The organism is Oceanobacter sp. 1_MG-2023, assembly GCF_030689025.1.
In the GTDB taxonomy this organism is placed as follows: Bacteria; Pseudomonadota; Gammaproteobacteria; order Pseudomonadales; family Oceanobacteraceae; genus Oceanobacter.
In genome coordinates this window covers 91903-117282 of record NZ_JAUYWA010000011.1, presented here as the reverse complement: position 1 = coordinate 117282, position 25380 = coordinate 91903, and the positions used below count along the sequence as shown (strand labels likewise).

The 25380-nt window shown below is 55.2% G+C and carries 25 protein-coding genes; 10 read left to right on the top strand and 15 right to left on the bottom strand.

Annotation, left to right across the window (positions count from 1 at the left end; all coding sequences use genetic code 11):
* Window positions 1-86: 86 nt before the first annotated feature.
* The 10 genes from Q8W22_RS09505 to Q8W22_RS09460 form a co-directional block, all read right to left on the bottom strand.
* Complete coding sequence (locus Q8W22_RS09505; protein WP_305452219.1) at window positions 87-485, bottom strand: transposase; 399 nt, start codon at window positions 483-485, stop codon at window positions 87-89.
* A gap of 543 nt (window positions 486-1028) precedes the next feature.
* Window positions 1029-2717, bottom strand: a complete 1689-nt coding sequence (locus Q8W22_RS09500; RefSeq protein ID WP_305452217.1) for a methyltransferase domain-containing protein — start codon at window positions 2715-2717, stop codon at window positions 1029-1031.
* Between the two features lie 227 nt (window positions 2718-2944).
* Window positions 2945-3448, bottom strand: a complete 504-nt coding sequence (hisI, locus tag Q8W22_RS09495) for a phosphoribosyl-AMP cyclohydrolase (protein WP_305452216.1) — start codon at window positions 3446-3448, stop codon at window positions 2945-2947.
* The gene (locus Q8W22_RS09490; RefSeq protein ID WP_305452215.1) at window positions 3448-4794 is read right to left on the bottom strand and encodes a dihydroorotase; all 1347 of its coding nucleotides are present in this window, start codon (window positions 4792-4794) and stop codon (window positions 3448-3450) included. The genes hisI and Q8W22_RS09490 overlap by 1 nt, the downstream gene beginning before the upstream one ends.
* Window positions 4791-6818, bottom strand: a complete 2028-nt coding sequence (gene thrS, locus Q8W22_RS09485) for a threonine--tRNA ligase (RefSeq protein WP_305452214.1) — start codon at window positions 6816-6818, stop codon at window positions 4791-4793. The genes Q8W22_RS09490 and thrS overlap by 4 nt, the downstream gene beginning before the upstream one ends.
* Window positions 6819-6821: 3 nt before the next feature.
* Window positions 6822-7382, bottom strand: a complete 561-nt coding sequence (locus Q8W22_RS09480) for a carbonate dehydratase (protein WP_305415044.1) — start codon at window positions 7380-7382, stop codon at window positions 6822-6824.
* Window positions 7372-7674 carry a membrane protein insertion efficiency factor YidD gene (gene yidD, locus Q8W22_RS09475; RefSeq protein WP_303433244.1) on the bottom strand — a complete coding sequence of 101 codons (303 nt, stop codon included), beginning with the start codon at window positions 7672-7674 and terminating at the stop codon, window positions 7372-7374. Before yidD ends, Q8W22_RS09480 begins: the two co-directional genes overlap by 11 nt.
* On the bottom strand, window positions 7671-8597 hold the full coding sequence (gene folE2 / locus Q8W22_RS09470; RefSeq protein WP_305452213.1) for a GTP cyclohydrolase FolE2: 927 nt from the start codon (window positions 8595-8597) through the stop codon (window positions 7671-7673). The genes yidD and folE2 overlap by 4 nt, the downstream gene beginning before the upstream one ends.
* 82 nt (window positions 8598-8679) lie before the next feature.
* Entirely contained in the window at window positions 8680-9405 is a 726-nt protein-coding gene (locus tag Q8W22_RS09465) for a PIG-L deacetylase family protein (protein ID WP_303433246.1), read from the bottom strand.
* A gap of 59 nt (window positions 9406-9464) precedes the next feature.
* Window positions 9465-9851, bottom strand: a complete 387-nt coding sequence (locus Q8W22_RS09460; protein WP_305452212.1) for a hypothetical protein — start codon at window positions 9849-9851, stop codon at window positions 9465-9467.
* Between Q8W22_RS09460 and Q8W22_RS09455 the strand changes: the two genes are divergently transcribed.
* Window positions 9838-11091, top strand: a complete 1254-nt coding sequence (locus Q8W22_RS09455) for a peptidoglycan DD-metalloendopeptidase family protein (RefSeq protein ID WP_305452210.1) — start codon at window positions 9838-9840, stop codon at window positions 11089-11091. The two genes, Q8W22_RS09460 and Q8W22_RS09455, sit on opposite strands and share 14 nt — an antisense overlap.
* Before the next feature lie 211 nt (window positions 11092-11302).
* Here the strand turns inward: Q8W22_RS09455 and ykgO are convergent, their stop codons facing one another.
* Window positions 11303-11443, bottom strand: a complete 141-nt coding sequence (gene ykgO, locus Q8W22_RS09450) for a type B 50S ribosomal protein L36 (protein ID WP_303433248.1) — start codon at window positions 11441-11443, stop codon at window positions 11303-11305.
* A gap of 15 nt (window positions 11444-11458) precedes the next feature.
* Window positions 11459-11725: a type B 50S ribosomal protein L31 gene (locus tag Q8W22_RS09445; protein ID WP_303433249.1), complete on the bottom strand. Its 267-nt coding sequence runs from the start codon at window positions 11723-11725 to the stop codon at window positions 11459-11461.
* A gap of 581 nt (window positions 11726-12306) precedes the next feature.
* On the opposite strand from Q8W22_RS09445, the gene Q8W22_RS09440 reads away from it, so the two are divergent.
* Both Q8W22_RS09440 and Q8W22_RS09435 read left to right on the top strand, forming a co-directional pair.
* Window positions 12307-14010 carry an amidase gene (locus Q8W22_RS09440; RefSeq protein ID WP_305452208.1) on the top strand — a complete coding sequence of 568 codons (1704 nt, stop codon included), beginning with the start codon at window positions 12307-12309 and terminating at the stop codon, window positions 14008-14010.
* Window positions 14011-14877: 867 nt separating this feature from the next.
* Entirely contained in the window at window positions 14878-15195 is a 318-nt protein-coding gene (locus Q8W22_RS09435; protein WP_303433251.1) for a 2Fe-2S iron-sulfur cluster-binding protein, read from the top strand.
* A gap of 93 nt (window positions 15196-15288) precedes the next feature.
* Here the strand turns inward: Q8W22_RS09435 and Q8W22_RS09430 are convergent, their stop codons facing one another.
* On the bottom strand, window positions 15289-15981 hold the full coding sequence (locus Q8W22_RS09430) for a glutathione S-transferase family protein (RefSeq protein WP_303433252.1): 693 nt from the start codon (window positions 15979-15981) through the stop codon (window positions 15289-15291).
* The gene (locus Q8W22_RS09425; protein ID WP_305452205.1) at window positions 15978-16529 is read right to left on the bottom strand and encodes a carboxymuconolactone decarboxylase family protein; all 552 of its coding nucleotides are present in this window, start codon (window positions 16527-16529) and stop codon (window positions 15978-15980) included. The genes Q8W22_RS09430 and Q8W22_RS09425 overlap by 4 nt, the downstream gene beginning before the upstream one ends.
* Window positions 16530-16649: 120 nt before the next feature.
* On the opposite strand from Q8W22_RS09425, the gene Q8W22_RS09420 reads away from it, so the two are divergent.
* The gene (locus Q8W22_RS09420; RefSeq protein WP_303433254.1) at window positions 16650-17231 is read left to right on the top strand and encodes a TetR/AcrR family transcriptional regulator; all 582 of its coding nucleotides are present in this window, start codon (window positions 16650-16652) and stop codon (window positions 17229-17231) included.
* A gap of 23 nt (window positions 17232-17254) precedes the next feature.
* On the opposite strand, the gene Q8W22_RS09415 is transcribed toward Q8W22_RS09420, so the two are convergent.
* Complete coding sequence (locus Q8W22_RS09415; protein WP_305452203.1) at window positions 17255-17668, bottom strand: heme-binding protein; 414 nt, start codon at window positions 17666-17668, stop codon at window positions 17255-17257.
* A gap of 445 nt (window positions 17669-18113) precedes the next feature.
* Here Q8W22_RS09415 and betI point away from each other — a divergent pair, with 445 nt between their 5' ends.
* The 6 genes from betI to choV all read left to right on the top strand — a co-directional run bounded on the left by betI (window position 18114) and on the right by choV (window position 25257).
* Entirely contained in the window at window positions 18114-18746 is a 633-nt protein-coding gene (gene betI / locus Q8W22_RS09410) for a transcriptional regulator BetI (protein ID WP_303433256.1), read from the top strand.
* Window positions 18747-18757: 11 nt separating this feature from the next.
* Window positions 18758-20218 carry a betaine-aldehyde dehydrogenase gene (gene betB, locus Q8W22_RS09405; RefSeq protein ID WP_303433257.1) on the top strand — a complete coding sequence of 487 codons (1461 nt, stop codon included), beginning with the start codon at window positions 18758-18760 and terminating at the stop codon, window positions 20216-20218.
* A complete protein-coding gene (betA, locus tag Q8W22_RS09400) occupies window positions 20215-21945 on the top strand; it encodes a choline dehydrogenase (protein WP_305452199.1) in 1731 nt (576 codons plus the stop codon). The genes betB and betA overlap by 4 nt, the downstream gene beginning before the upstream one ends.
* Window positions 21946-22030: 85 nt before the next feature.
* A complete protein-coding gene (locus Q8W22_RS09395; RefSeq protein ID WP_305415063.1) occupies window positions 22031-22972 on the top strand; it encodes a choline ABC transporter substrate-binding protein in 942 nt (313 codons plus the stop codon).
* A gap of 255 nt (window positions 22973-23227) precedes the next feature.
* Window positions 23228-24070 (top strand): choline ABC transporter permease subunit, encoded by an 843-nt coding sequence (gene choW, locus Q8W22_RS09390; RefSeq protein ID WP_303433260.1) that lies wholly within the window; start codon window positions 23228-23230, stop codon window positions 24068-24070.
* A 2-nt stretch (window positions 24071-24072) separates the two neighbouring features.
* On the top strand, window positions 24073-25257 hold the full coding sequence (gene choV, locus Q8W22_RS09385; RefSeq protein WP_305452197.1) for a choline ABC transporter ATP-binding protein: 1185 nt from the start codon (window positions 24073-24075) through the stop codon (window positions 25255-25257).
* Window positions 25258-25380 lie beyond the last annotated feature (123 nt).

Here is a 25380-nt window from a genome sequence, read left to right as displayed (position 1 = left end):
TCGTATTTATCAGACATGATGTGTCACTCCCTGTAGAGGGTAAACTATAGAGGTGACACAGAATTTTGAACACTACCGCGATTGCTTCATAGTATACTCGGGAGCGCGGGCGGCCCGCCCGCATTAGCACTGGCATAAGCACTGCTCCAACGCCAATCCTCCGCGTTTTTCACCAACCCCGCTTTCACCGGATTCTGATGGATATACTCAATTGCCCGCTGAAAATGCGCTTCGTTGCGTATATATCGATCCCAATAATCCGGTTGCCATATCGATGGCGGCGAACCCGCCAGCAACGCCGAGATCTTCTTGCCAGTATAAGACTTCCAGCTATGCACGATGCGAGATAGCGACTCACCGTTCAATACCCGTATCAGCAGATGCACATGATTGGGCATCACCCAGGCAATCAGCTGATAGCGCGTCCCATGAAAGTAGAACCAATTCTCCACCACCAATGCAGCAACCTCGGGGATAGCCAGCAATGACCGTAACCGGCATCCATGGCTTGCTCGGTGTGTTGCCGTCGTTGAGTGTCCGGCAAATCCCTGAGCCGGTCGATGACAGCCTTCGGTAAGGCATCGTTAAGACGGTAGGTAATGACCTGAAACTCAGCGCTGTCGATATGAGGTAAATAGCCTCGGCTGTGAATTCCTTTCTGCGTGTGATTGCTCATGGCTTCCTGCCTTGAAGACGCTGCCGAACCAGGTACCGACAGCCAGATAGTTGTGATGCGGACGAGCCGTCCGCGCTCCCGGACAAGGGGCGCTGCATTTTTAGCCGCGTCCATTTACTCAGCCCTCGAACGGCTTTTTACCATAGTCCGCGTGTGCCATTCCATTCTGGCCCGGGACGTTCCATAGGATAAAGCGGACGGGCCGTCCGCGCTCCCATGATTTGATGAGCGGCATAGTGTTAACACCGGGAGCGCTGCGTACACCTGGGAGCGCGGGGGTTTATTCATAACATACCGAGAGCGCGGCGGTTGTTCCTTGTACATCTGGGAGCGCGGGCGGCCCGCCCGCCATTCAGCCTTGCCATTGCCAGGGTTCTTCTCCTCGCTGGTAGATCGCTTGGGCGGCTCGTTCAGACAAGTGTTGGAACAAATCGAGTTCCCAGCGGGATACGTGGAACTCACCTAACGTGCGTTGGACTTCATATTGAAAGACTTTGGGTTCGATTTGATTGGCAAAGCGCCAGGTGTCGATAATGATCTCGTGACGGCGGCGTAAAAATTCCGGCGCAGGAATCTTGTCTCTCTTGGCATTGTTGACCTTTTCGTCAGACGGCAGCAGGTTCCATAAATCGTTGTTGTGCCAGAGTGAGAAGGGCAGCACATGGTCCACATCCATACGACTCATATTGAGAGGAGTATCGCTCCAGACACAGGTCAGATCTGTTGCTTCTGCATACAGACGACGGGCCAGGCCTTGTTCTCTCTTGGGATCTTCATCTTGTACCAGCAGAGGCAGTACCACGCCGCGATGGATAGTTGGATCACTGCGTTTTGCAAAGCTTTCACACAGTTCCGACCAGCGTAGCAGGAGGGAGTCTCGTATCCAGTAGCCCGACAGGCAGAATTCTCGCCATAGATCGACTTCCAGCAATACCAGCTTGCGGGTTTTGTCGTAGCAGAACATATCCCCTTGGGCGGCATGGCGGACTGGCCCGTCGATCAGGGTGCGAGCCATGATCGCGAGTGTTTTATTCAGCTGTTTCACGATGGGGACTGGCAGGTTGTCTTTTTTCCAACCCAGGATAAACAGGCTGTAGGTGACGGTCGGATCTGTGCCGTAATTGGTTTGGCAAAGCTGGATCAGATGGCCCAGAGCAGTGCGGAAAGCCGGTGGTCGAGTACTGCCGGGGTGATCATTATTGCTTTGGGGGATATGCACTGGCGAGGCGATCAGAGGCCAGTAATAACGTAGCCAGCACTCTGCCAAGGCCCGCACCGGCATGCCGATAAAACCACTCGACAGCCAGGAGACGGCACTGGCATCACGATCAGACATATCACAGAAGGCGCGTAACAAGGCCAATTTATAACTGGCGACTTTCTTGTCGTGTTTGAGTACTGCTTCTATACGATCCAGAGGCCGGTTACGTTCGGATGATTTTTCAAACAGCATGACATGCCACTGCATATCACTGCGGCCCAGGGCATCGTCATTGGTAAACTGGCCCAGGAAAACCAGCCCTAACTGCTCTGCAATCAGACGGACACGATCGGCTTCCAATGGCAGGAACAGACGTCCGCCCGGATCTCGGTGTTGTGGATCAAGATCTGCTCTGGGAGAGGGGAGCGCCAGTAGTAAGCGGCCGCCGACTTTCAGTAAGGTGCGCAGGTTGACGAAAGCTTCAAGCTGTTCGCCGACGGGGACGTGCATCAAGACGGCACTGCACAACACACCATCGAATGGTTTATCCGAGCGGACTTCCGGTAAATATCCGGCGTGAATACGTGTTGATAGTGACGGGCACAGTGCCACTGCCTGAGATCGCAATCCATCCACCGGCTCAACGCCATAAGCATCGTAACCCTGGGCCAGTAATGCCTTCAGGTCGCGGCCTGAGCCACAGCCAACATCCAGTACTCGACTGCCGGGCAGAAAAGCCATCGGGAAGTAAGCCAGCATGGGACTGCTTACCGACTCATAGCGGGTAAAAACATCCTGTACGTGTTGCTCGTAATAACGATGGGTCGGGTAGTCGGTCATAGGGGAAGGTCGAAGGAAGGGGTAGCTGCCAGCACCGAAGACCGAGCAAGAGTGCCGAGCAGAGAACTGAAATCCATATCGATAGCCCATTGACGAGAGTCGTTACTACCAAGGCACGCATCTATCCGGAGCCTTGAAGCAAAATTGGATCACAGAATACCGCCCGGAAGATTTGACCGCTACCCTCACGCTTGTTGTGTGTTTTTTATCCTGTCCCTGAGCGGGGGTTACAGTTGGGTCGGGTTGGGTATGCCGGGGTAGATGTGTTCCGGGTCAAAAACCTTGTCTGATTCATTAAAGGTGAGTGAATCGCTTGTTGCTGATTGTTGGGCGACGGCGATGTTGCGATAGAAGCAACTGCGATAACCCACGTGGCAGCTGGCTCCATTTCCGGCCACTCGAACCTTGATCCAGACGGCGTCCTGGTCGTCGTCGATGCGCATTTCTTCTACCTGTTGTGTCAGGCCACTGGTCGCGCCTTTGTGCCAGAGCACCTGGCGGGAGCGGCTCCAGTAGTGGGCTTCTCCGGTGGCGATGGTGAGCTTGAGCGCTGCGGCGTTCATATATCCCAGCATCAGTACGTCACCGCTGGCGGCGTCGGTGGTGATGCAGGCAATCAGGCCTTGGTCATCGAACTTTGGTGCCAGCTGGTTGCTCTCTTCCACCTGTTCGATGCTGGTGCGAGGGGCAAACTGGTTTGTGGAGCTGGTGTCTTGGGGGTTAGAGGTCATCAGGATGGCTCCGCAAAAAAGGATTCGGTAAATTTTATGGTTTGGGCTGCTGGACGGGTCATCAGGGTTTCGTCCTGCACCACCACATGACCACGGACGACGGTGTGTATGGGCCAGCCGGTTACCTGGCGACCGTCGTAAGGTGTCCAGCCACTGATGCTGGCGATCCATGGGTTGCGGATGGTGCGTTGGGCTTGCAGGTCGACGATGCTGAAATCGGCATCGTAGCCGACGGCCAGGCGGCCTTTGCCCGCGATGCCGAATACCCGTGCCGGGCCGGCGCTGGTGAGGTCGACCAGCCGTTGCAGGCTCAGGCGGCCGGCATGGACATGGTCGAGCATGATGGGTAACAGGGTTTGTACGCCGGTCATGCCGCTGGGTGAGTCCGGCCAGGGGTGCTGTTTTTCTGCCAGGGTGTGAGGTGCGTGGTCACTGCCAATCACATCGACCAGGCCGTTGTTGATCGCTGCCCACAGGGCATCCTGATGGCGCTGGTCGCGTACCGGTGGGTTCATTTGTGCCAGTGTGCCCAGTTGCTCGTAGCAGTCTGGTGCCGCAAGGGTGAGGTGATGAGGTGTGACCTCGACCGCCACCAGGCGTTTATGGTGCGCCAGAAAGGCCATTTCTGCTGCGCTTGAAACATGCAACAGATGGAGTCTGCGCCCGGCCTGTTCGGCCATGAGGACGACTTTTTGGGTGGCCAGCAGGGCGCTTTGTTCATCCCGCCAATGGGGGTGCAGGTGTACCGAATGGTTGTCTCCCAACTGTTGTTTGCGTGCTATCAGGCGGGCCTGATCTTCAGCATGCACTGCCAGTCGACGTTGGCCGTGGCTGAGCAGTTGTCGCAGAACGTCGTCGTTGTCGGTCAGCAGATCGCCGAAGGAGCTGCCCATAAATACCTTGATGCCGGCACTGCCGGGCAGCTGTTCCAGCGCCAGCATCTCATTGCGATTGCTGGCAGAGCCGCCGATGTAAAAGGCGTAGTCACACCAGCTGCTGTTGGCGGCGATGTCGAGTTTGGCTTGCAGGTCGGCACCACTGAGTGTCAGCGGGTGGGTGTTGGGCATTTCAAAAAAGGCGGTGACGCCACCGAGTACAGCACCGCGGGAACCGGCTTCGATGGTTTCCTTGTGCTCGAGGCCGGGTTGGCGGAAGTGTACCTGGCTGTCGATGACGCCGGGCAATACGTGTAATCCGGTCAGGTTCAGGTGCTGATCACTGCTCCACTGACGCAGATCTCCCAGCGCTACAATACGGCCCTGACGGCAGGCGATATCCGCTATCTGACGGCCGTTCGGTGTCAGCAGTGTGCCACCACGGAGCAGTAAATCGGCATGCTGGTTCATGTTTTGGCCTGCTGCTTGTTCAGCTGTTGCAGCAAGGTCTGGCGGCGTTGTTCGGAGCGGGTAAAGTCCGGTGCGATGACCATTTCTTGCAGGAACTCGACGGCGTCCGCAAGGGGATAGGTGCCGAGTTGTTTGCCGTGGCGATCGCGGAGGGTGATGGTGCCGTCGGCGATTTCCTGTTTGCCGGCAATCAGCAGGTAAGGTATGCGCTGCAGCGTTTGCTGGCGTATCTTGTAGCCGATTTTTTCATTACGGGTGTCGCTGTCGGTGCGGATACCGTGCAGGTTCAGCAGCTCGGCCAGCTGGCTGGCATAGTGGTTCTGGGCTTCGGCAATGGACATCACCACAGCCTGAACGGGTGATAGCCAGATCGGCAGCTTGCCGCTGTGATGCTCCAGCAGAATTCCGGTAAAACGTTCCAGTGAGCCGAACAGTGCCCGGTGCAGCATCACTGGCCGTTCGCGTTCTCCGGCTTCGTTGATGTAGCTGACGTCAAAACGTTCGGGCAGGTTCATATCGACTTGCAGCGTGCCACATTGCCAGTCGCGGCCGATGGCATCGCGCAGTACAAATTCCAGTTTCGGGCCGTAGAAGGCGCCTTCGCCGGGGTTGAGCTGGTACTCCATGCCTTGTTGTTGCAGGGCGTCGATCAGGGACTGCTCCAGCAAATCCCAGGTCTCGTCGTGGCCAATGCGGTTGTCGGGCCGGGTCGACAGCTTGATGCGGATATCGTCAAAACCGAACTGGCGATAGATATCCAGAGTCAGGGCAATCACTGTCTGGCATTCCGCGTTCAGCTGTTGCGGTGTGCAGTAGATATGGGCGTCGTCCTGGGTGAAGTGGCGTACCCGCAGCAGGCCGTGCAGGGCACCGGACGGCTCGTAGCGGTGCACCTTGCCAAACTCTCCCATACGGATGGGCAAGTCGCGATAGCTTTTCAGGCCGTGATGAAACAGCAGCACACTGCCAGGGCAGTTCATGGGCTTCAGGGCCAGATGGCGACCGTCTTCGGTTTCGGTGCTGAACATATGGTCGCGGTAGTTTTGCCAGTGGCCGGAAATTTCCCACAGGCTGCGGTCCATCATGTCCGGGGTGTTCACTTCGGTGTAACCGGCCTGTTGTTGGCGGCGGCGCATGTAATCGATCAGTTGCTGAAACAGGGTCCAGCCTTTCGGGTGCCAGAATACGGCGCCGGGGGCGTCTTCCTGAAAGTGGAACAGGTCGAGTTCCTTGCCGAGCCGCCGATGATCGCGCTTTTCGGCTTCTTCCAGCCGGGTGAGGTGATCTTTCAGTTGCTGTTTGGTGGCCCAGGCGGTGCCGTAAATACGTTGCAGCTGTTCGTTGTTGGCATCCCCCCGCCAGTAGGCGCCGGAGACGCCGGTGAGCTTGAAATGCTTGAGAAAGCGGGTGTTGGGCACATGAGGGCCACGGCACATATCGAGGTATTCCTGATGGAAATACAGCCCCAGTTCGTCGACTTCCGGGAGATCGTCGATCAGCCGCAGCTTGTATTCCTCGTTACGGTCGCGGAACTGCTGTATGGCTTCGGCGCGGGGAGTCATGCGCTTGATCACATCGTAGTGTGTGTTGATCAGCGCTTTCATACGCGTTTCGATGGCGTTGATATCGTCCGGTGTGAAAGTCCGTTCGTAGGCAATATCGTAATAAAAGCCGTTGCGGATCACAGGCCCAATCACCATTTGGGCGGTTGGGAATAACTGCTTGAGCGCATGCCCCAGCAGGTGGGCGCAGGAGTGGCGGATAATATCGATCCCGTCGTCGTCGCTGGCCCTGGTCAGTGTAACGGCGGCGTTGTCGGTGATCCGGTCGCTGAGGTCGTGGGCTTCGCCATTGATGCACCCGGCCACCACCTGTTTGGCAAACTGTGGGCTGATGGCGTTGGCGACATCCAGCAGGGTGGGTGCCTGAGTGAAGGGCAGGATATTGCCGTCGGGCAGGGTGATGTGTACCTCGTTGGCGTTGATTGCGGAATCCTCATTGGCGATGGCGGGGGGTAAAATCATGGTTCAAAACTCGTTCTGGATATGTTTGTAGCCCGCGACCAGATCGTTGTTGGTACGGGCAACATCTTCGGAAAATTCACTGCTGTCGGCGGATACTCTGGGCATGCTATCCAGGTCGGTGTGGGCATCGATACGGGCAGTGGATGGCACATAAAAGTCTTCGGGCAGCTCGCAGCCGTCGACCACCGCGTTGTAGCGGATCACACAGCCGTTATTGATCTGGCAGTTGAACAGCACGCTGTTGAAGCCGATAAAGACACGGTCCTTTACCACGCAGGGGCCGTGGACAATGGCCCGGTGGGCAATCGAGGTGTGTTGGCCGATACGGACGGCGGCACCGGATTTGGAGTGAATCACCACACCATCCTGAATATTGGAGTGGGCTCCAATCACAATCGGCTCGATGCCACCGTCGGCATTACGTTCGTCTGCGCGAATAACGGCGTAGGGGCCAATAAAGACGTTTTCTTCGACAATCACTGGCCCACATAAAATAGCCGTCGGGTCGACAAACGCACTGGGGTGAACTTGCGGCAAGTCCCCCTGGGGGTTTTTACGAATCATGGCGGTCTCTTTGAGTCTCATCTTTTGGAGTCTCTGGGCCTGAGAGGGATTTCGGCTCTGGGTCAGGGACGCCGGGCACCGGATCAAAACCTCCAGGATGGAACGGATGACAGCGGCCCAGTCGTCGCAGGGCCAGCCAGCTGCCACGCCAGCCACCATGCAGCTGAATCGCTTCAACGGCGTATTGCGAGCAACTGGGATAGAAGCGGCAGTTGTGACCGAGCAAGGGGCTGATCCACATCTGGTAGCCCTTCACCAGGCCAATCAGTATTTTGGCAACGCTGATCTTCATAACGACGCTGGCATTCCGGTAGCGATGCTGTCATCCGACCAGGCGACGGCATCATGGGGATGGAGGCTTTCAAGGTGGCGAACCTGTACTCTGGGGCGCTGATAATGGTCTGCCAGTGCTGCCTGAATGGCGCGGGCGGCATCCTCGACAAACATCAGGTTCTGGCCGTTCAGTTCGGCAAATGCCTGTTCATCCACGCGTTTTACGGCGGTTTGTAGTGGTGTTCCTACTGCTTTTTCTACCTGATCCACCAATGCCAGTAAGCCAAGGTCGGCAGAATCCATCGGCAGCTCGACCTTGATGATGGCTTCACTGCGTTGGCTGTGGGGGGTGGCCAGCGTGGCGTTGGCACGAATCCAGCTGGCGGCGGTTGTCAGGTCAATGTGTTGCTGGTGGCCAAAGGTATCGATAAAGCCTTGCTCAACCAGTTGCCGCGACAAGGCCGCGGAACAGGGGCAGGTGGACGAATAACCAATGCGGATTTCTGCGGTCAGGCGGAACTGGTCGTTCTGTAACCGGGCTTCCAGGGAGACAGGGTACGATTTCCAGCCAGACAGATGCTGGGAGTGCAGTGCCGGGCGTAATACCAGTAACTCAAACTGCAACAGCACCCGGGCATTGTTGCTGCCGCAGTCGTGATGGCTGTCGATCATGGCGGTTAATACGGTGTGTAAAGCGGTGGCTGTCAGTGGTTCGCCGTTGCTGATTTGCGCCAGCAAGTGATACAGGCGTGACATATGAATCCCCTTGATATGGGGATTGGGCAAGTTCACCTGGGCGTCGGCACGGGCGTGCAGTTCGCGCCGGTAATCCGCTTCAGCAATGGTGATCGGCAGGTCGATTCCTTGCATACCCACCCATTGCAGTGGCCCGGACAGGGGAGCTGTATCGGTGACAGAGATATCTGGAAGCATTGCGTTCATGGAAACATTCCGAATAGTCAGCCCCACGAGTTGGTGGCGCTCAATAAGTGGTACGGCGGGAGCAAGCTCCCGCCAGTGCGGATCAGAGGGTTTCAGACACCGTCGGCGTGAGTCGCTGGTACGCTTCGGCATAGGTGATCGTGCGCTTGCTGGTAATACCAACATTACGCTTGGCCTGTACGCCACGCTGCTGGGCAACACGTGTGTAGTAGGCCCAGAGATGTTCCTGCCCCTGCATGCACTCAATGGCTTTACGCTTTGTTTCCCATGCGTCGGTAATATCGAGGAAGGTATTTGGCTTCCAGTCACACTGTTCTGTTTGGTGTGGTTCGAAGGAGTACATGGTGGGCGCGCCAATGACTTGCTGACCGGGGTTGTGGCCTTCAGCCTGAGCGATAATGCGGGCTTCCTGAGCCACGTGCATGGCCAGGGGATGGTCGAAGTTGTAGGGGTCTTTTTCTGAGTGCGAGAGCACAAATTCCGGTTGTAACGCGCGATAGGTATCGACCAGGCGGAGCAGCGTTTCGTCGGAAACACGCATCGGGTAATCGCCGATATCCCAGAATTCTACCTCGGCCCCCAGAATATCGGCGGCCTGTTGTGCTTCTTCCTGTCGAGCTTCTTTAACGGCCTCCAGCGTCATGCCGGGTTGTCGCCACAGCTTGGCGGATTCACCACGCTCTCCATATGACAGACAGATGATCTTTACTCGCCAACCTTGCTGAACATGGCTGGCAATGGCGCCGCCAGCGCGCCATACGAAATCGGCAGAATGTGCACTAATGACCAGAGCAGTTTTTTGATCCACGGTTTGGTTTTCCTGTTGGATGGAGACATTGGTTTGGCCGTTTTGATTATTATTAAATGTTATAATATAACATTTTGGCGATTGGGAATATGCTCCAGGGAAATATTTGTGAGGGCGGGGGATGAGTGCTGAGTGCTGGCACGTCGCCCCAGGAAACCGAAGAGAGGGTAAAGAGTGGTCAAGAGAGTGAATAGCGGCTCAATAGTGGCGAGTGTGGCGAGAGTGGCGCGCAAACAGAAAACGGCCGCGACGATCATCAACAAGGGGTGTTGTTTTTTGGGAATCTTACGGTCGTTAGTTGGCGGTTCCGGCGCTTTGTGCTGCAAGGTCAAACAGCTCATCCGGGCATTCTGGATGAGCTGCCCGATACGACAAGGATTACCGGTGGCCGTGTTTGACCACACCCCCACGGTAGTGGGGACAATCAGATCTGTGGCCATTGTCATGCTGGTCAGCGTGTTCGCCAATCAGGCACCTGCTCAGGCACAGCTGCCTGCTCCTGATCACCACTCCGCTGATCTGCCCATGGCGGCCAATAACGATAAGAAACAAACCTCACAGACGCCGTCAGCCGAGGAGGCTGTCGATCGTATACGGGTCATTCGGGTTCAGGCCGGGGATACACTGAGCGAAATGTTCAGTGCCAACCAGGTGTCAGTGACTGACTTGCATTACATTATGGAGGCGGATGAGGCGTATTTGTCGTTGGAGACACTGACCCCAGGCACCGAGCTTGCGTTGGTATACGATCCCCAGGGCCGGTTTTCAGCACTCACACTGCGTTTGGATGCGGCTCGCAAGGTCACTTATGTCAAACAACCCGATGGCTCTTTTGAATATCAGGCATTCACCGCAGATACCCGCTGGGTGGTTGAAGTGCTCCGGGGCGTTGTGGATGGCAGTTTGTATACATCCGCGCTTCGCGCCGGACTGACGAAGGCCCAAATCCTGCTGATTGATCAGTTATTGGGGAACCGGTTGAATTTCCGCAAGGACTTGCGCAAGGGGGATACGTTTTCGGTCATTGTCGGGCATGAGGTCACCAGTAACCAGAGCACCGGCCATACTCGTCTGGAGGCCATTTCATTGGTGCGTGGCGATCAAACCTACACCGCTTTTCTGTTCGAGGATGGCAATTACTACAATGACAAGGGTGAAAGCGTAACACCGGCCTTTATGCGCTGGCCGACCCGGAAACCTTATCGGGTCAGTTCTGCTTTTAGTCCAAACCGATTGCACCCGATTACCGGGCGGCGGTCGCCGCATAACGGGGTTGATCTGGCGACTCCGCCGGGGACTGTGATCGTCAGTACCGGGGATGGTACGGTGCGGCGTATCGGTAATCATCGATACGCGGGCAAATACATCGATATTGATCATGGTGGTGCGTACACAACGCGCTATCTGCATCTGCAGAAAATTCTGGTGCGAAAAGGCGATCAGGTGCAGCGCGGCGAGAAAATTGCTTTGTCGGGGAATACCGGCCGCAGCACTGGTCCCCATTTGCATTTTGAGTTTCATATCAACGGCCGGCCGGTTGATCCTATGACGGCGGATATTCCAACGGCGGCTGCCATTCCTCTGGCGGATCTAGCCCGCTTCAAGGCCAAGCTCAAACAACGACAAATCGTGATGAAATACGCTGCCAGCCGCTCCGATATTCTGCAGGTCACGGCTCCTTCCTGATGGGATTGGGCAAGTCTGAAGGGCTGGTGATCCTGTGCCGCAATGGCGCGTCATGCGATGTCTATGTCTATGTGCTGGATGCGGTGCTTTGATCATGCTGCGGGCACTGGCTGTTCCGGCCATCTGCAAGGGAATATCGGCAGTGATGCCGGGGGTACAAAGGCACTCCTGGCCATTGCTGAGTGCCCTTGTTTGTATGCTGTCGTCTGAATTATTTCTTTTTGACTCCGCCCTGGCGAGCCTTGAAGCGGGGATTGCTTTTACAAATCACATAACAACGACCACGGCGTCTGACGATCTGGCAGTCTGGATGGCGTAGTTTCGCAGTCTTGAGTGAGCTTAATACCTGCATGTATCAGCCTCCGGTTCAGGATTTGCCCAGCCGGGTTTTCATACCCGCAAAGCGTTGGTTAAAGCGGGCAATACGGCCTTCTTTATTCGTTTTCCGTTGCTCTCCGGTGTACACCGGATGGGAGGCACTGGACACTTCAATGTTAATCAGTGGGTAGGTTTTACCATCTTCCCACTCAATGGTTTCGGTGGATGTGCAGGTTGATCGGGTCAAAAACGTTGCGCCGCAGCTGGTGTCTCGAAACACAACGTAATCATAGGTTGGATGAATCCCTGGTTTCATGGCATTGCTCCTTAAAGTTATAAAGTAACATTTATGATTGAAACTCATTCGCATCTAAAAGTAAACAATATGAGAATTATTCTTATTTGATTTGGAGAGTCAAAATAAGAATGATCAATGAGTGCTGGCAGACCAGGCATACCACTGGATCTTTATTTATAAGCCGCGGCAGCGCTTTGCTAACGGGTGTTTGGTTTTATTGATTTTGAGTGCTGCCAGATAGCGCCGTCTTGCTGTTGAGCAGCCGGTACCGCAGACAGAGGATCACTGAGGATCAGACAGAGCGGAGGCTTTCGGGTGGATCATTTTCCTTAAAATAGAGCAGTTGGTTTATTTTATTGCTCTATAAATGGGCGTTTTTATATTTTTCAGGACTATATTTGAAACTTTAGTATTAGATTTATGAATGACCATGACATAGATCATGGTGTTATGGCTGCTTACCTATGTTTTTTGTCAATAAGTTTCAAGATGTGGCGCGATGTGTGCTTACGCATGTTTACGATCAACAACGGAAGCTGATCTGACTTGACAAATTAACCGGGAAAATTTCTTCAAAATTTTCAAACCAAGGTAAAAATATGCAAGCCTCCAAACAGGTACTCAGTATTACCGCAGTAACCGCAACCATGTTGCTGCTTTCTGGCTGCGGAAGTTCCTCTTCCGATAACGATTCTCCTGCCGCCGCCGCTGAGGATTTCAACTTTTCTGAAGCAACGATCGCCAGCGTTCATAGCGCCATTACATCTGGACAGATGAGCTGCGAGCAAATTGTCAGCGGTTATCTGGATCGCATTAACACCTATGACACGGTGGTGGGTGGCACAGAGCTCAACTCTGTTGTGCTGACCAATCCGAATGCCATTGGCCGAGCCATTGAATTTGACCAGAATTACGGTACCGACGCTGATCTCGATGATCAGCCGCTGTACTGTATCCCGGTGCTGCCAAAAGATAACTACAACACCTCGGATATGTACACGTCTGGTGGTGCAACTGCATTCCAGTACAACCAGCCGAGCCGCGATGCCTACACCATCGAAAAACTGCGTGACGCCGGTGCCATTATCCTGGGTAAAGCGAACATGGATGAGCTGGCATTTGGCTTCCGTGGTGAAAGCTCCGTGCGTGGTCTGGTCAAGAATGCTTATGACCAGACCAAAGGTGCGGGCGGTTCTTCTACTGGTACCGGCGCAAGTATCGCCGCTAGCCTGGCCGTTTTTGGCCTGGGTACTGATACCGGTGGTTCCATCCGTGTTCCGTCCAGCCTCGGTGGACTGGTTGGTATTCGTCCCAGCATGAGACTGGTAAGTCAGGACGGCATCATGCCTCTGGCTGCCTGGCAGGATACCGGCGGCCCAATGTGCCGGACGGTTGAAGACTGTGCCGTTGCGATGGACGTATTGGTTGGTTTTGATGAGTCTTCACATTCAGGTCAGCGCGAAGTCTTCGATATTGATGGCGCACTGGTGGCTGATGAAGCCTCTTATCAAGAAGTAACAGGCGTTCCGGAAAGCTACACCGCGTTCCTTGATGCTGATGCACTGAACGGTGCTCGTATCGGTGTGGTACGTGGTCTGTTTGGTGATAATGAAGGTGATAATGCGATCGTACAGGCCAAGCTGAACGAAGCACTGGCGGCAATGGAAGCGGCAGGTGCCACGGTTGAAGACGTCGTGATCCCGGATATGGACGAGATTCTGAGCAAATACCGCAGTATGTCGTCGTATGAGTTCGCCCGCGATATGGAAACCTACCTGCATAGCTGGTCGAGTAACCTGGACGGACACTTGCGTACCTATCAGGACTTCCAGGACAGCGCCGGCTACCTGGAGCGTAACACCAGAACCATCGCATCACGTAACAACCTTGATGTGGATCTGAGCACTGATGAAACATACCTTCTGAACACGGTTGATCGCCCAACGTTTGTGCGTCCCCGTATTCTGGAAGCCCTGGACAATACCGCTGCTGGTGAAGGTGCAGAGCCGTACGACGTGCTGTTGTACCCAACCCTGCAAAGCCTGGCCGGTGATCTGGGTAGCAGCCCAAGTGCTGGTAGTGCGAACCGTCTGAGCCCGTTCTCTGGCTTCCCTGCCTTGTCCATGCCTGCTGGTATGGCGGATGAAGACGACGGCGTTAGCCCAGCACAGCCTGTGGGTTTCGAAATTCTGGCCCGAGAGTTTGATGAAGCAACGCTGATCAGCATCGCTTACTCTTACCAGGAAGTGGCACAGCCACGTCAAGCACCGACTTATTACCCTGAACTGACGTCTGTTCAGTAACGGTCTGGTGATCGCGCAGAGCAGTATGCTTATTGCTCTGCGCGAGATTATCCAGTCTGGCCTTGATTGCCTGGGTCGACTGGGTATGTCCTCTGGCAGGGCACATCCTGTGCAATCCAGCGGCAGCCGACAAAGTATATGAACCCGTGAATATCAACGGACACAACACCGTGACTCCCCTCAATTGTGAACCTCTCTCGGCTTTCTGAAACGCCTGTTTTATTTCCCTGGCATTTCTATGAATAACCACCCGCGCATCGCATATAGAACAGGGTAGGTTTTTACCGTGCTCATTTCTCTCTGTGTTGGGGTCTCGTGTTTATTGGCGATAACACGCTTCTTTTCTGCCTGTATTTATTGGTGCTTCTCTGTCTCTGCCTAAGGTGGCTGGGCACAAAATCAAAAGCCGCTACGGGCGCATATGGCAATTATTGTAATCACCCATTTACTATGATCCAGCTGTCCCTTGTCCCGGGACACAGGACGGGAGCCTGAAAAGCACCATGAAGAGTCAAGATGCTTTTCTGTTGTTGACACTGGTCAGCCTTGAAAAACAGAAAAAAGTGCCTCTTTGATCCCTTCTGACAATGGATTGCGATGGGAAAGGCATATCGATGAACATGACATGGAATAGCAGCAAGGGCCGATCACACAGGCTGAATAATTGACGGTATTACACCAGGGAGATGTGTACCCCCTGCGTTGCCTCCCAGACTTTCTGACGGTTCTGGTTGGTTTGCTCTGCTGATCATTGATCCCGTAAACAAGAATCCTATTTCCCGGAATTGACGCCAATATATGGGCGATTTTTTGGGCTACCTACGTAATATGAAAGGTCATCGGTTAACAATAAAAAGAAGTGTGACCATGAATAATCAGCAGACTGTTGTATCGCCAGATCGTGCCTGTTATCAGGTTCGCGTGATGAATGAATCACGATGCTTTGAAACCAACTCACAAAACAATGTACTGGCCAGTATGGGCTGGGCAGAGAATTCCCCGGTGCCGGTTGGCTGCAAGGGCGGTGGCTGTGGTAAATGCCGCGTCAAGGTGACCAGTGGCACTTATCTCAGCAAAAAGATGAGTCGGGCGCATATTACGCCACGGGATGAAGAGCAGAGTATTGTGTTGGCGTGTCGTATTTTTGCCCAGAGTGATATTCATCTGATACCGCTTGAGGCCTGAGCAAGCCGCGGACGCGGTTTATCTAACTGCTGTTCTACTGTTCGAGACAGCAGTACCCCGCAAAGGGACTGCTGCCGTGCTGATCGTGGCGGTTTATTCCGCCGCATCGACTTCCGGGTAATTTTGCGGGAACAGGGCGCGACGGGCAGCGTCATCCAACTCACTCTGGAATTCGGCGTGCTGGCCAATGGTGCGGGCGCGTTCGACGGCTGGACGGCTGTTGATACGGTCAAACCAGGCCTTTAGGTGCGGAAATTCACTCAGAGCACCATCATCACCCAGTACCACGGTAGCCTTGTCGATCCAGCCCCAGGCGGCAATGTCTGCGATGCTGTATTGCTCACCGACGATAAAGGTACGGCTCGCCAGATGGGTATTCAGCACTGAATAATGACGGCGGGCTTCACGCCAGTAACGATTGAGGGCGTAAGGAATCGGCTCTGGGGCGGCACGACGAAAATGCACTGATTGACCAGAGTAAGGCCCTAGCCCGGTAGCCACAAACATCAGCCAGGACAGCAACTCGGCACGGGTGGCTGGTGTGCCTCCCAGTTGACCACTTTTTTCTGACAAATAGAGCAGGATGGCGTTGGAGTCGAACACCCGTACGCCGTCGTCTTCAATCGCTGGCGTCTTGCCATTGGGGTTAATGGCGCGGTATTCCGGGCGGTGTTGCTCACCCTTGAGGGTGTCCACCGGGATTAGTTCGTAAGGCATACCGGTTTCTTCCAGAAACAGGGCCACCTTGGTTGGGTTTGGGGTTGGGTGGTAGTAAAACTTGATCATTTCGGGCTCCAGGCAAATTGTTGAAAGCGTTCATCCGCTGGTGTTTTGGCGAAGTGATTGATGTAGTTGCTCATTACTTTTTGCGCCATGCCCAGCGTGATCTCCAGGACTTGTTTGGGGCCATAGCCTGCAGCATAAAAAGTATCCAGTTCGGCATCGGCAAGGTTACCGCGACCACGCAGCATCGCCAGTGTGGTGTCATGCAGCGCTTGCAGTTTGGCGGTTGGCATGGCCGTACCATTACGGAGTGCTTCGGTCAGCTCAGGATCAACCTTCATCATATTGGCAATGGCAGTGTGAGCCGGTACGCAGTAATGGCACTGGTGTTCAACATTGATGGTTTGCCAGACGACGGTGAGTTCTTCAGCATCAAATGAGGTTTGCGTAAATAATTGGTGCAGCTGTTGGTAGGCTTCCAGTGTTTCTGGCGATTCGGCCATCACGGCGTGCAGACCCGGAATAGAGCCAAAGGCTCGTAACGATTTTTCCAGCAGCGGCTTGCTTTCGGCCGGGGCGGATTCCAGGGTGTGCAGAGTAAAGGATTGCATGTTTGCTCCAGAGGCCCGCGATTGTCGCGGTTATTTATTAATCATTGGAATCACTCTAGCTGGATTTGAACGTTTGTTCAAGGTAGAATTGAACGATCGTTACAAAAAGAGAATTCAAGGGTGTCTCACGCCAAGCATGATCGCCAAGAGGCGATCCACAACGCCACACAACTGTTTTGGGCAAAAGGGTTTCACGCTACCTCCATGCGTAATATCCAGCAGGCCATGGATATGCGTCCTGGCAGTATTTACGCCAGCTTCGGCAGTAAAGAAGGCTTGTTCAAGGAAGTGCTGGGCCACTATGCCGCGATGAGTAAAGCGCGGCTGCGTACCAGTGTGGAGCAGGCGGGATCGCCGCTGGCCGGATTAAAAGCCTTTGTTAAAGGCGCGGTATGCAGTGATCCGGCATCGACTCCCAGCAGTATGTGTATGCTGGTGAAAACCATCACCGAACTGACCGATGACAACGCCGATTTACTGGCAGAAGCCAAATACTGGCTGGCCGAAATGGAAGCCGCCTTTGCCGAGGTACTGACTCAGGCGCGAGCAAGCGGAGAGACCGCAGCGACTGCTGATCCAGAGCGGCAAGCACGTTATCTGCAGGTTCAGCTGATGGGGTTACGTTCTTATGCGCGTGCCCGTCCGGGTGAATGCCATCTCGATGAACTGGTCGACGATGTGTTTGAGCATCTGCGCGGCTGACAGAGCGAGCGGATTGCTGGCGTTTACGACGCCAGCTGCGCCAACAGAGCGGTTATGGCCGTTGTCGCAATAGCCTTGTCCTGCTTGGCCGTCGCGCCTGAAACGCCTACCGCTCCAATCAGTTCGCCATTCACCAGAATAGGCAAACCACCCCCGAATGCCATCAGGCCACCATCGATCTGATCCATGCCGAGCAGCTTCTCTTGCTCGATAACCTGACCAAACACATCGGTCGGGCACTGAAATAAAACCGCTGTTCTGGCCTTGCGCTGACTGACTTCAGTTGACCCCAGAAAGGCCTTGTCCATCCGCAGGAAAGCAACCTGGTTGGCACCGCTGTCGACGACCGAAATACAGACATTCAATCCCATATCCTCGGCTTGTTTAACCGCATCATCGAGCATCTGGCGAGCTTGTTGGCAATTGATCGGGTTCATGGCGTGACCTTTTTATCAGGAAATCGGAATGCATGAATGCAGCCGCCAAGACAGCATCCAAAGAGTGACGATGCTACCACTGGGGCAGGATCGGCAGAGTACCAGATTCGGGATTTTACAATACCGAAGAGACCAGGCTCAGGCAGTAGCGACCCGGACGGACGCCCTCTGTGATTGTTCGAACACAGCGCCAGATCATGGCAGACGCCGTTTAATAACCTGTTTGTTTTTTCATCATTTTAGTTAGAGTCCTAACTAAAAATCTCCCTGCAAACCGTTGCCCTATGGGGTTTTCCACGCCAACAATCCATTCACGAACCGCCTGCCTTTATACCTGACAGTGTGGATTATCTGCGCCTCTTCAGTTGACATCAGCGCTGAAGCCGTTACATTTTGTTTAAACGACCATTTAACAAAAAAGATTCTGGCCAGTAGAGGACTTCCTATGCCGAAGTTGGGAGTAGCAGAAATACGTAGACCACAATTGATTGAGGCCACCATGGATTCAATCAACGAAGTGGGTTTACACAAAGCCAGCGTAGTAATTATCAGCGGCAAGGCAGGGGTATCGCCGGCCATTATCAACCACCACTTTGGCGGCAAGGATAATTTGCTAGAGGCGACCATGCGGTCGGTGCTGAAACAACTATCGAGCAGTGTCCGCAAGCAGCTGGATCAGGTGGCACGTGATGATGTCCGTGGCCGTCTGGATGCCATTGTCTGCGGTAACTTCGACAAGTCGCAGACGGACCCACGGGTGGTAAAAACCTGGCTGGCGTTCTGGTCGCAATCGATGCACGTACCGGCGCTGTTCCGGTTACAGCGGGTCAACGAAAAGCGCTTGCTGTCGTATCTGATGTTTGAGTTGAAACAGGTGATGCCCCGGCATCAGGCCTGGCAGACCGCCCAGACCATCGCGGCGCTGATCGATGGTATCTGGCTGCGTGGCGCATTACGGCCGGAAGGCATTGATGTCGGGATGGCGAAAAAACTGATCAGTGATTACATCGGCCAGCAACTGGCGAGCGTCGATGCTGATGATGCCCCGGCCCGACCGACGACCCCTATTCAGAACTAGAAGGTAACTCCATGCAAACCCACACTCTGTACATTCACGGCCAGTATCAGGACGCCACTTCTGGTGAAACATTTGCGACCTGTAACCCGGCAACCGGCGAAACCATTGCACTGATCCAGCAGGCCTCCAGTGCCGACGTCGACCGGGCTGTGGTTTCTGCCCAGGCCGGTTTCAAGGTCTGGTCGGCCATGACCGGGATGGAACGCAGCCGTATTTTGCGCAAGGCGGTTGAGATTCTGCGCCAGCGTAACGACGAGCTGGCCATGCTGGAAGTACTGGACACTGGCAAGCCGATTCAGGAAGCCAACTGCGTCGACATCGTCACCGGTGCCGATGTGGTGGAATATTTTGCGGGCCTGGCACCGTCGATTCAGGGCGAGCAGCAAGATCTGGGCGGCAGCAACTTTTTCTATACCCGCCGCGAACCATTGGGTGTCGTGGCTGGCATCGGTGCCTGGAATTACCCGATCCAGATCGCCATGTGGAAATCCGCTCCGGCGCTGGCAGCCGGTAACGCCATGGTGTTCAAACCCTCGGAAGAAACGCCGCTGACGGCGATGAAGCTGGCCGAGATCTACACCGAAGCCGGTGTGCCGGATGGCGTTTTTAACGTCGTGCAAGGGGACTACCGGGTCGGGGAAGCGCTGACTCATCACGCTGATATTGCCAAGGTGTCGTTTACCGGCGAGTGCGGTACCGGCAAAAAAGTGATGGCTGCCAGTGCCACCACACTGAAAGACGTCACCATGGAGCTGGGTGGCAAATCACCACTGATCATTTTTGATGACGCCGATCTGACCAACGCGGTATCGGCGGCAATGATTGCCAATTTTTACACCCAGGGCGAAGTCTGCACCAACGGCACCCGGGTGTTTGTGCACGATGCCATTTACGACGCTTTCCTCAGCCAGCTGCAAGAACGCACCGCCAGGCTGACCATGGGCGACCCCAGCGATCCAGCTACCCAGGTCGGGGCGCTGATCAGTATCGACCATATGCACAAGGTACTGGGATATATCGACGCCGCCAAAGAGGCGGGTGCCCGTCTGGTGATTGGTGGTGAACGGGCCATGACCGGCGACTGTGCCAAAGGGGCTTTTGTGCAGCCGACCGTCTTTGCCGATTGCCACGACGATATGCCTAACGTGAAAGATGAGATCTTTGGCCCGGTGATGTCGGTGCTGCGTTTCAGCGATGAAGCGGAGGTGATCCGCCGTGCCAACGCAACGGACTTCGGTCTGGCTGCCGGGGTCTTTACCCGTGATTTCTCTCGTGCCCATCGGGTGATTGCGGCAATGGAAGCCGGTATTTGCTGGATCAACAGTTGGGGCGCTTCACCGGCCGAAATGCCCGTGGGTGGTTACAAGTTGTCGGGCATTGGCCGAGAAAACGGGGTGGAAACCCTGAATCACTATACCCAGACCAAAAGCGTGTTTATTGAGCTGGGAGATGTCGAGAGTCCTTACGCATGAGTGGTCAATACGATTTTATTATTGTCGGCGCCGGCAGTGCCGGTTGTGTGCTGGCCAATCGCCTGAGCGTCAGCGGCGAGTACAAGGTGTTGTTACTGGAAGCCGGTGGCAGCGACAAAAGCATATTTATCCAGATGCCGACCGCGCTGTCGTACCCGATGAATACCGAAAAATACGCCTGGCAGTTTGAAACCCTGCCAGAGCCGGGCATCGACAACCGGGTATTACATTGCCCGCGCGGCAAGGTGCTGGGTGGCGGATCATCCATTAATGGCATGGTGTACGTCCGTGGCCATGCCCGAGACTTTGACGAATGGCAAGCCCACGGCGCAGAAGGGTGGGATTACCAGCACTGCTTGCCGTATTTCAAAAAGGCCGAGTGCTGGATGGGTGGCGAGAGCGAATACCGTGGTGGTCATGGCCCGGTCGGCACCAACAACGGCAACAACATGAGCCTGAACCCGCTGTATCAAGCCTTTATCGACGCCGGTAAAGACGCCGGCTATCCATACACTCCGGACTACAACGGTTATCAGCAGGAAGGCTTTGGGCCAATGCATATGACCGTCAAAGACGGTGTGCGGGCCTCGACTTCCAATGCCTATTTGCGGGAGGCGCTATCGCGTCCCAACCTGACGCTGAAAACCGGTGTGATGGTACACAAGGTGTTGTTGAACGGCGATGGCCCGACGCTGGAAGCTACTGGCATCCAGTTTGAAAGCAACGGCAAGGTCGAACAGCACACTGCCCGCCGGGAAGTGATTCTGGCGGCAGGCTCCATCGGTTCACCACAGTTGCTGCAATTGTCCGGGATTGGCCCCAGGGATGTCCTGGCCAAGGCTGGCGTCAGCGTGCAACACGAGCTGCCGGGAGTGGGTGAAAACCTGCAAGACCATCTGGAAGTCTATTTCCAGTTTTACTGCCACCAGCCAATCACCCTGAACGGCAAACTCGACCTGTTTAACAAGGGGTTGATCGGTGCTCGCTGGCTGCTGTTCAAAAATGGTCTGGGCGCCACCAACCACTTCGAAAGCTGCGCCTTTATTCGCTCCCGGGCGGGAGTGGAATGGCCCAATATTCAATATCACTTCTTGCCTGCGGCGATGCGTTACGACGGTCAGGCAGCCTTCGATGGTCATGGCTTCCAGGTGCACGTCGGGCCGAATAAACCGGCCAGCCGCGGCAAGGTCTGGATTACTTCTGCCGACCCTCACGCCAAACCATCGATTTTCTTTAATTACATCGGCACCGAACAAGACCGGCAGGACTGGCGCGACACCATTCGCCTGACCCGCGAAATCATTCTGCAACCGGCGCTGGACGCGTATCGGGGGGATGAAATCCAGCCCGGTGCGGCGGTTCAGACCGATGCCGAGATTGACGCCTGGGTTCGGGCCAATGTCGAGAGCGCCTATCACCCGTCCTGTACCTGCAAGATCGGGGCAGACGACGACCCGATGGCGGTGCTGGACAGCGCTTGCCGGGTGCGGGGCATCGACAGCCTGCGGGTAGTGGATTCTTCCATCTTCCCGACCATTACCAATGGCAACCTGAATGCCCCGACCATCATGGTGGCAGAAAAGGCCGCCGATCTGATTCTGGGCAAGGGCGCTGCCACCGCGGCGGATGTCCCTGTCTGGATAGACCCCGACTGGCCAACCCAACAGCGCAGCGGTACGCCCAAGCGTGCGCTGGCCAACTCCACCGGCAGCGAAGATGCTGCATAACGCCCAACGTCACTGATGTATCTGCACCGCCAGGCCCCGGCCTGGTGATGAGCCGTAACTGATATTCAACCACTGAGGACAAGTCATGAAGACTGCAACATCGTTTACCGTATCCACCATCGCCCTGAGCCTGCTGATGCACGCCGGAGCCGCCAGCGCTGACCAGTGCGACACCGTCCGTTTTGCGGATGTCGGCTGGACCGATATCACCGCCACCACCGCTGTTGCCTCGGTGGTGCTGCAAGGCATGGGCTACGATACCAAAACCCAGTTGCTGTCGGTGCCGGTGACTTACAAGTCCCTTGCCAACAAGGACATTGATGTGTTCCTGGGTAACTGGATGCCGACCATGCAGGCCGATATCGAGCCTTACCTGAAAAACAACAGCGTGCAAGATCTTGGCCCCAACCTGACCGGTGCCAAATACACCCTGGCCGTGCCGAAATACGCCTACGACGCCGGTGTCAAAAGCTTTGACGACCTGGTGAAATTTGCCGATAAGTTTGATGACAGGATTTACGGTATCGAGCCGGGTAATGATGGCAACCGCCTGATTCAGGACATGATCGACCAGAACGCCTTTGGCCTGAAAGACTTTACTCTGGTGGAATCGAGCGAAGCCGGCATGTTGTCGCAAGTGAAGCGCGCCGTCCGTCGTGACAAATGGATTGCCTTCCTTGGTTGGGCTCCACACCCAATGAACGCCAGCGTTGACATGATGTACCTCGACGGTGGTGATGACTTCTTTGGCCCCAACTACGGCGGTGCCAATGTGCATACCAACGTCAGCCAGGGCTATCTGGAAAGCTGCCCGAACGTTGGCAAGCTGCTGACCAACCTGACTTTCACCCTGCCGCTGGAAAACGAAATCATGGGCGCGATCCTGAACGATGGCAAAAAGCCGGAAGTCGCAGCGACCAACTGGCTGAAAGCCAACCCGGGCGTATTGACCCAGTGGCTGGCCGGAGTGAAAACCAACAGCGGTGCGGATGCGCTGCCAGCGGTACAGGCCTACCTGAAAAAGTAGACCGCCTCCCGGTCGGATAACGGCCAACCTGACCAACCATCAATAACCGGTTGGCTGACCATCCCGAACCAGGTGCGGCCAACACCGCTCTGGTTTGGAGTCTCTCGACAAGTCTGTGTTATCGCCGATCTGGTTGTGGTTCTGACCGCATCAGAGCCGTAGCCTGAGCCAGTGATAACGCAGACTTCTCCAGAGATTTCCGCTAACGATCAGAATGACCAGATCAAAAAAAAACAGAACAAACAGAGGCTTGATATGAACTGGCTGTCCGATAACAAATTGCCGCTGGGCGCATGGATGGAAACATTCGTCGACTGGCTGACCGACCACGGAGCCTGGTTTTTTGACCTGGTGTCCATTTCTCTGGAATGGGTGATCACCTCGCTGGTGACTCTGTTCCAATGGTTTCACCCGGCTGTACCGATTATTGCGACAGCAGCCATGGCCTGGTTTCTGCACCGCAGCATCCGGCTGGTGCTGTTTGTTGTCGCCTCGATGCTGCTGATTATCAACCTTGGTTATTGGGCCGAGATGATCGAGACCTTTGTGCTGGTCGTCACCGCCACCACGATTTGTATTCTGACCGGTGTCCCCGTAGGCATCTATGCCGGTCACAAACCCAAGGTGTACAACTATTTGCGGCCGGTGCTCGACCTGATGCAGACCGTCCCAACCTTCGTATACCTGATCCCGACCCTGGTGCTGTTTGGCCTTGGCGTGGTGCCCGGCCTGATCTCGACCATTGTGTTTGCCATTGCCGCCCCGATCCGGCTGACCTACCTCGGCATTCGTAACGTCCCGGAAGAACTGATTGAAGCGGGCAAGGCCTTTGGTGCCACGCCCCGGCAATTATTGTGGAAAGTCGAGCTGCCTGCTGCGCTGCCCAGCATTATGGCCGGTGTGACCCAGTGCATCATGCTGTCGTTATCCATGGTGGTGGTGGCCGCGCTGGTCGGTGCCGATGGTTTGGGCAAACCGGTGATCCGGGCACTCAACACGGTGAATATTTCGCAAGGCTTTGAAGCCGGTATCGCCATCGTGCTGGTGGCTATTATTCTCGATCGTATTTTCAAAGCGCCGGGCAAGGCAGAGGTATAACCATGAACGCCATTTCTATCAGAAATCTTGATGTTGTTTTTGGCGACACGGTCGCCCCCGCGCTGGCATTGCTGGATCAGGGTAAAACCCGCCAGCAGATCATCGAATCCACCGGCAGTGTGGTGGGCGTGCATAACGCCAGCATCAAGGTCAAGCAAGGGGAGATCTGTGTCTTGATGGGGTTGTCTGGCTCCGGCAAGTCCAGCCTGTTGCGGGCGGTGAATGGCCTTAACCCGATCTCTCGTGGTCAGGTACTGGTCAAGGATGGCGACGGCCAGGTTGATGTCGGCAGCTGTGACGCCAATACCTTGCGGCGGCTGCGGGCCGAACGGGTATCGATGGTATTCCAGAAATTTGCCCTGATGCCCTGGTTATCGGTGCTCGACAACGTTGCTTATGGTCTCGAACTGATGGGGCAAGGCAAGGCCGAGCGCCATCAGAAAGCCATGGAAAAACTCGACATGGTCGGTCTGACCGACTGGAAGGATGCATTACCGGCGGAGCTATCCGGAGGCATGCAACAGAGGGTTGGCCTGGCTCGGGCATTTGCCATGGACAGCGATATTCTGTTGATGGACGAGCCATTCTCTGCACTCGACCCACTGATTCGGGCGCAACTACAGGATGAACTGCTGGTGCTGCAGCGCAGCCTCAACAAGACCATTCTGTTTGTGTCCCATGACCTGGACGAAGCGTTAAAAATTGGCACCAATATCGTCATTATGGAATCAGCCCGGATTATTCAGCAGGGTGCACCGGAAGACATTGTAATGAACCCGGCCACCGCCTATGTGGAAGACTTTGTTGCCCATACCAACCCATTGAATGTCCTGGCTGGCCGGTCTCTGATGACCGCAGCGGATGAGCTGACGCGGCAAGGGAACGACACCCTGGTGTGCAGCGAAAAAGACATCTGGCTGGCGTCCGATGGCAAAACAGCCCATCGCCACGGCAAACCGGTCCCCATGCAACAATGCGGCATCGAGGCCAACACGGATATGCCACCACTGGGCACCATGGCAATGACAACGCCAGATATTTCCATGCGACGGGCGATCGAAATCCGTTACGCTACCGAGCAACCCGTGGTGCTGGCTGAACATGGCAAACTGGTGGGGGTACTGACCGACCATAACTTCTATCACGCCATGCTGGGTAAACATTTTAATGGTGCTGCTACGGCGTAATCTTGCGCGCCGTGCACCATCGAGCATTGAGCATTGAGCATTGAGCATTGAGCATCGAGCATCGAGCATCGAGCATTGAGCATTGAGCATCGAGCCTGGCTTTGTCCGTGGGGTTGGATGCCC

Excerpts from the sequence above, each read along its gene's own strand:
- Q8W22_RS09500 (WP_305452217.1), bottom strand. The coding sequence starts at position 2,717 with ATGACCGACTACCCGACCCATCGTTATTACGAGCAACACGTACAGGAT.
- hisI (WP_305452216.1), bottom strand. The coding sequence starts at position 3,448 with ATGACCTCTAACCCCCAAGACACCAGCTCCACAAACCAGTTTGCCCCT.
- Q8W22_RS09490 (WP_305452215.1), bottom strand. The coding sequence starts at position 4,794 with ATGAACCAGCATGCCGATTTACTGCTCCGTGGTGGCACACTGCTGACA.
- thrS (WP_305452214.1), bottom strand. The coding sequence starts at position 6,818 with ATGATTTTACCCCCCGCCATCGCCAATGAGGATTCCGCAATCAACGCC.
- Q8W22_RS09480 (WP_305415044.1), bottom strand. The coding sequence starts at position 7,382 with ATGATTCGTAAAAACCCCCAGGGGGACTTGCCGCAAGTTCACCCCAGT.
- yidD (WP_303433244.1), bottom strand. The coding sequence starts at position 7,674 with ATGAAGATCAGCGTTGCCAAAATACTGATTGGCCTGGTGAAGGGCTAC.
- folE2 (WP_305452213.1), bottom strand. The coding sequence starts at position 8,597 with ATGAACGCAATGCTTCCAGATATCTCTGTCACCGATACAGCTCCCCTG.
- Q8W22_RS09460 (WP_305452212.1), bottom strand. The coding sequence starts at position 9,851 with ATGACAATGGCCACAGATCTGATTGTCCCCACTACCGTGGGGGTGTGG.
- ykgO (WP_303433248.1), bottom strand. The coding sequence starts at position 11,443 with ATGCAGGTATTAAGCTCACTCAAGACTGCGAAACTACGCCATCCAGAC.
- Q8W22_RS09445 (WP_303433249.1), bottom strand. The coding sequence starts at position 11,725 with ATGAAACCAGGGATTCATCCAACCTATGATTACGTTGTGTTTCGAGAC.
- Q8W22_RS09440 (WP_305452208.1), top strand. The coding sequence starts at position 12,307 with ATGCAAGCCTCCAAACAGGTACTCAGTATTACCGCAGTAACCGCAACC.
- Q8W22_RS09435 (WP_303433251.1), top strand. The coding sequence starts at position 14,878 with ATGAATAATCAGCAGACTGTTGTATCGCCAGATCGTGCCTGTTATCAG.
- Q8W22_RS09430 (WP_303433252.1), bottom strand. The coding sequence starts at position 15,981 with ATGATCAAGTTTTACTACCACCCAACCCCAAACCCAACCAAGGTGGCC.
- Q8W22_RS09425 (WP_305452205.1), bottom strand. The coding sequence starts at position 16,529 with ATGCAATCCTTTACTCTGCACACCCTGGAATCCGCCCCGGCCGAAAGC.
- Q8W22_RS09415 (WP_305452203.1), bottom strand. The coding sequence starts at position 17,668 with ATGAACCCGATCAATTGCCAACAAGCTCGCCAGATGCTCGATGATGCG.
- betI (WP_303433256.1), top strand. The coding sequence starts at position 18,114 with ATGCCGAAGTTGGGAGTAGCAGAAATACGTAGACCACAATTGATTGAG.
- betB (WP_303433257.1), top strand. The coding sequence starts at position 18,758 with ATGCAAACCCACACTCTGTACATTCACGGCCAGTATCAGGACGCCACT.
- betA (WP_305452199.1), top strand. The coding sequence starts at position 20,215 with ATGAGTGGTCAATACGATTTTATTATTGTCGGCGCCGGCAGTGCCGGT.
- Q8W22_RS09395 (WP_305415063.1), top strand. The coding sequence starts at position 22,031 with ATGAAGACTGCAACATCGTTTACCGTATCCACCATCGCCCTGAGCCTG.
- choW (WP_303433260.1), top strand. The coding sequence starts at position 23,228 with ATGAACTGGCTGTCCGATAACAAATTGCCGCTGGGCGCATGGATGGAA.
- choV (WP_305452197.1), top strand. The coding sequence starts at position 24,073 with ATGAACGCCATTTCTATCAGAAATCTTGATGTTGTTTTTGGCGACACG.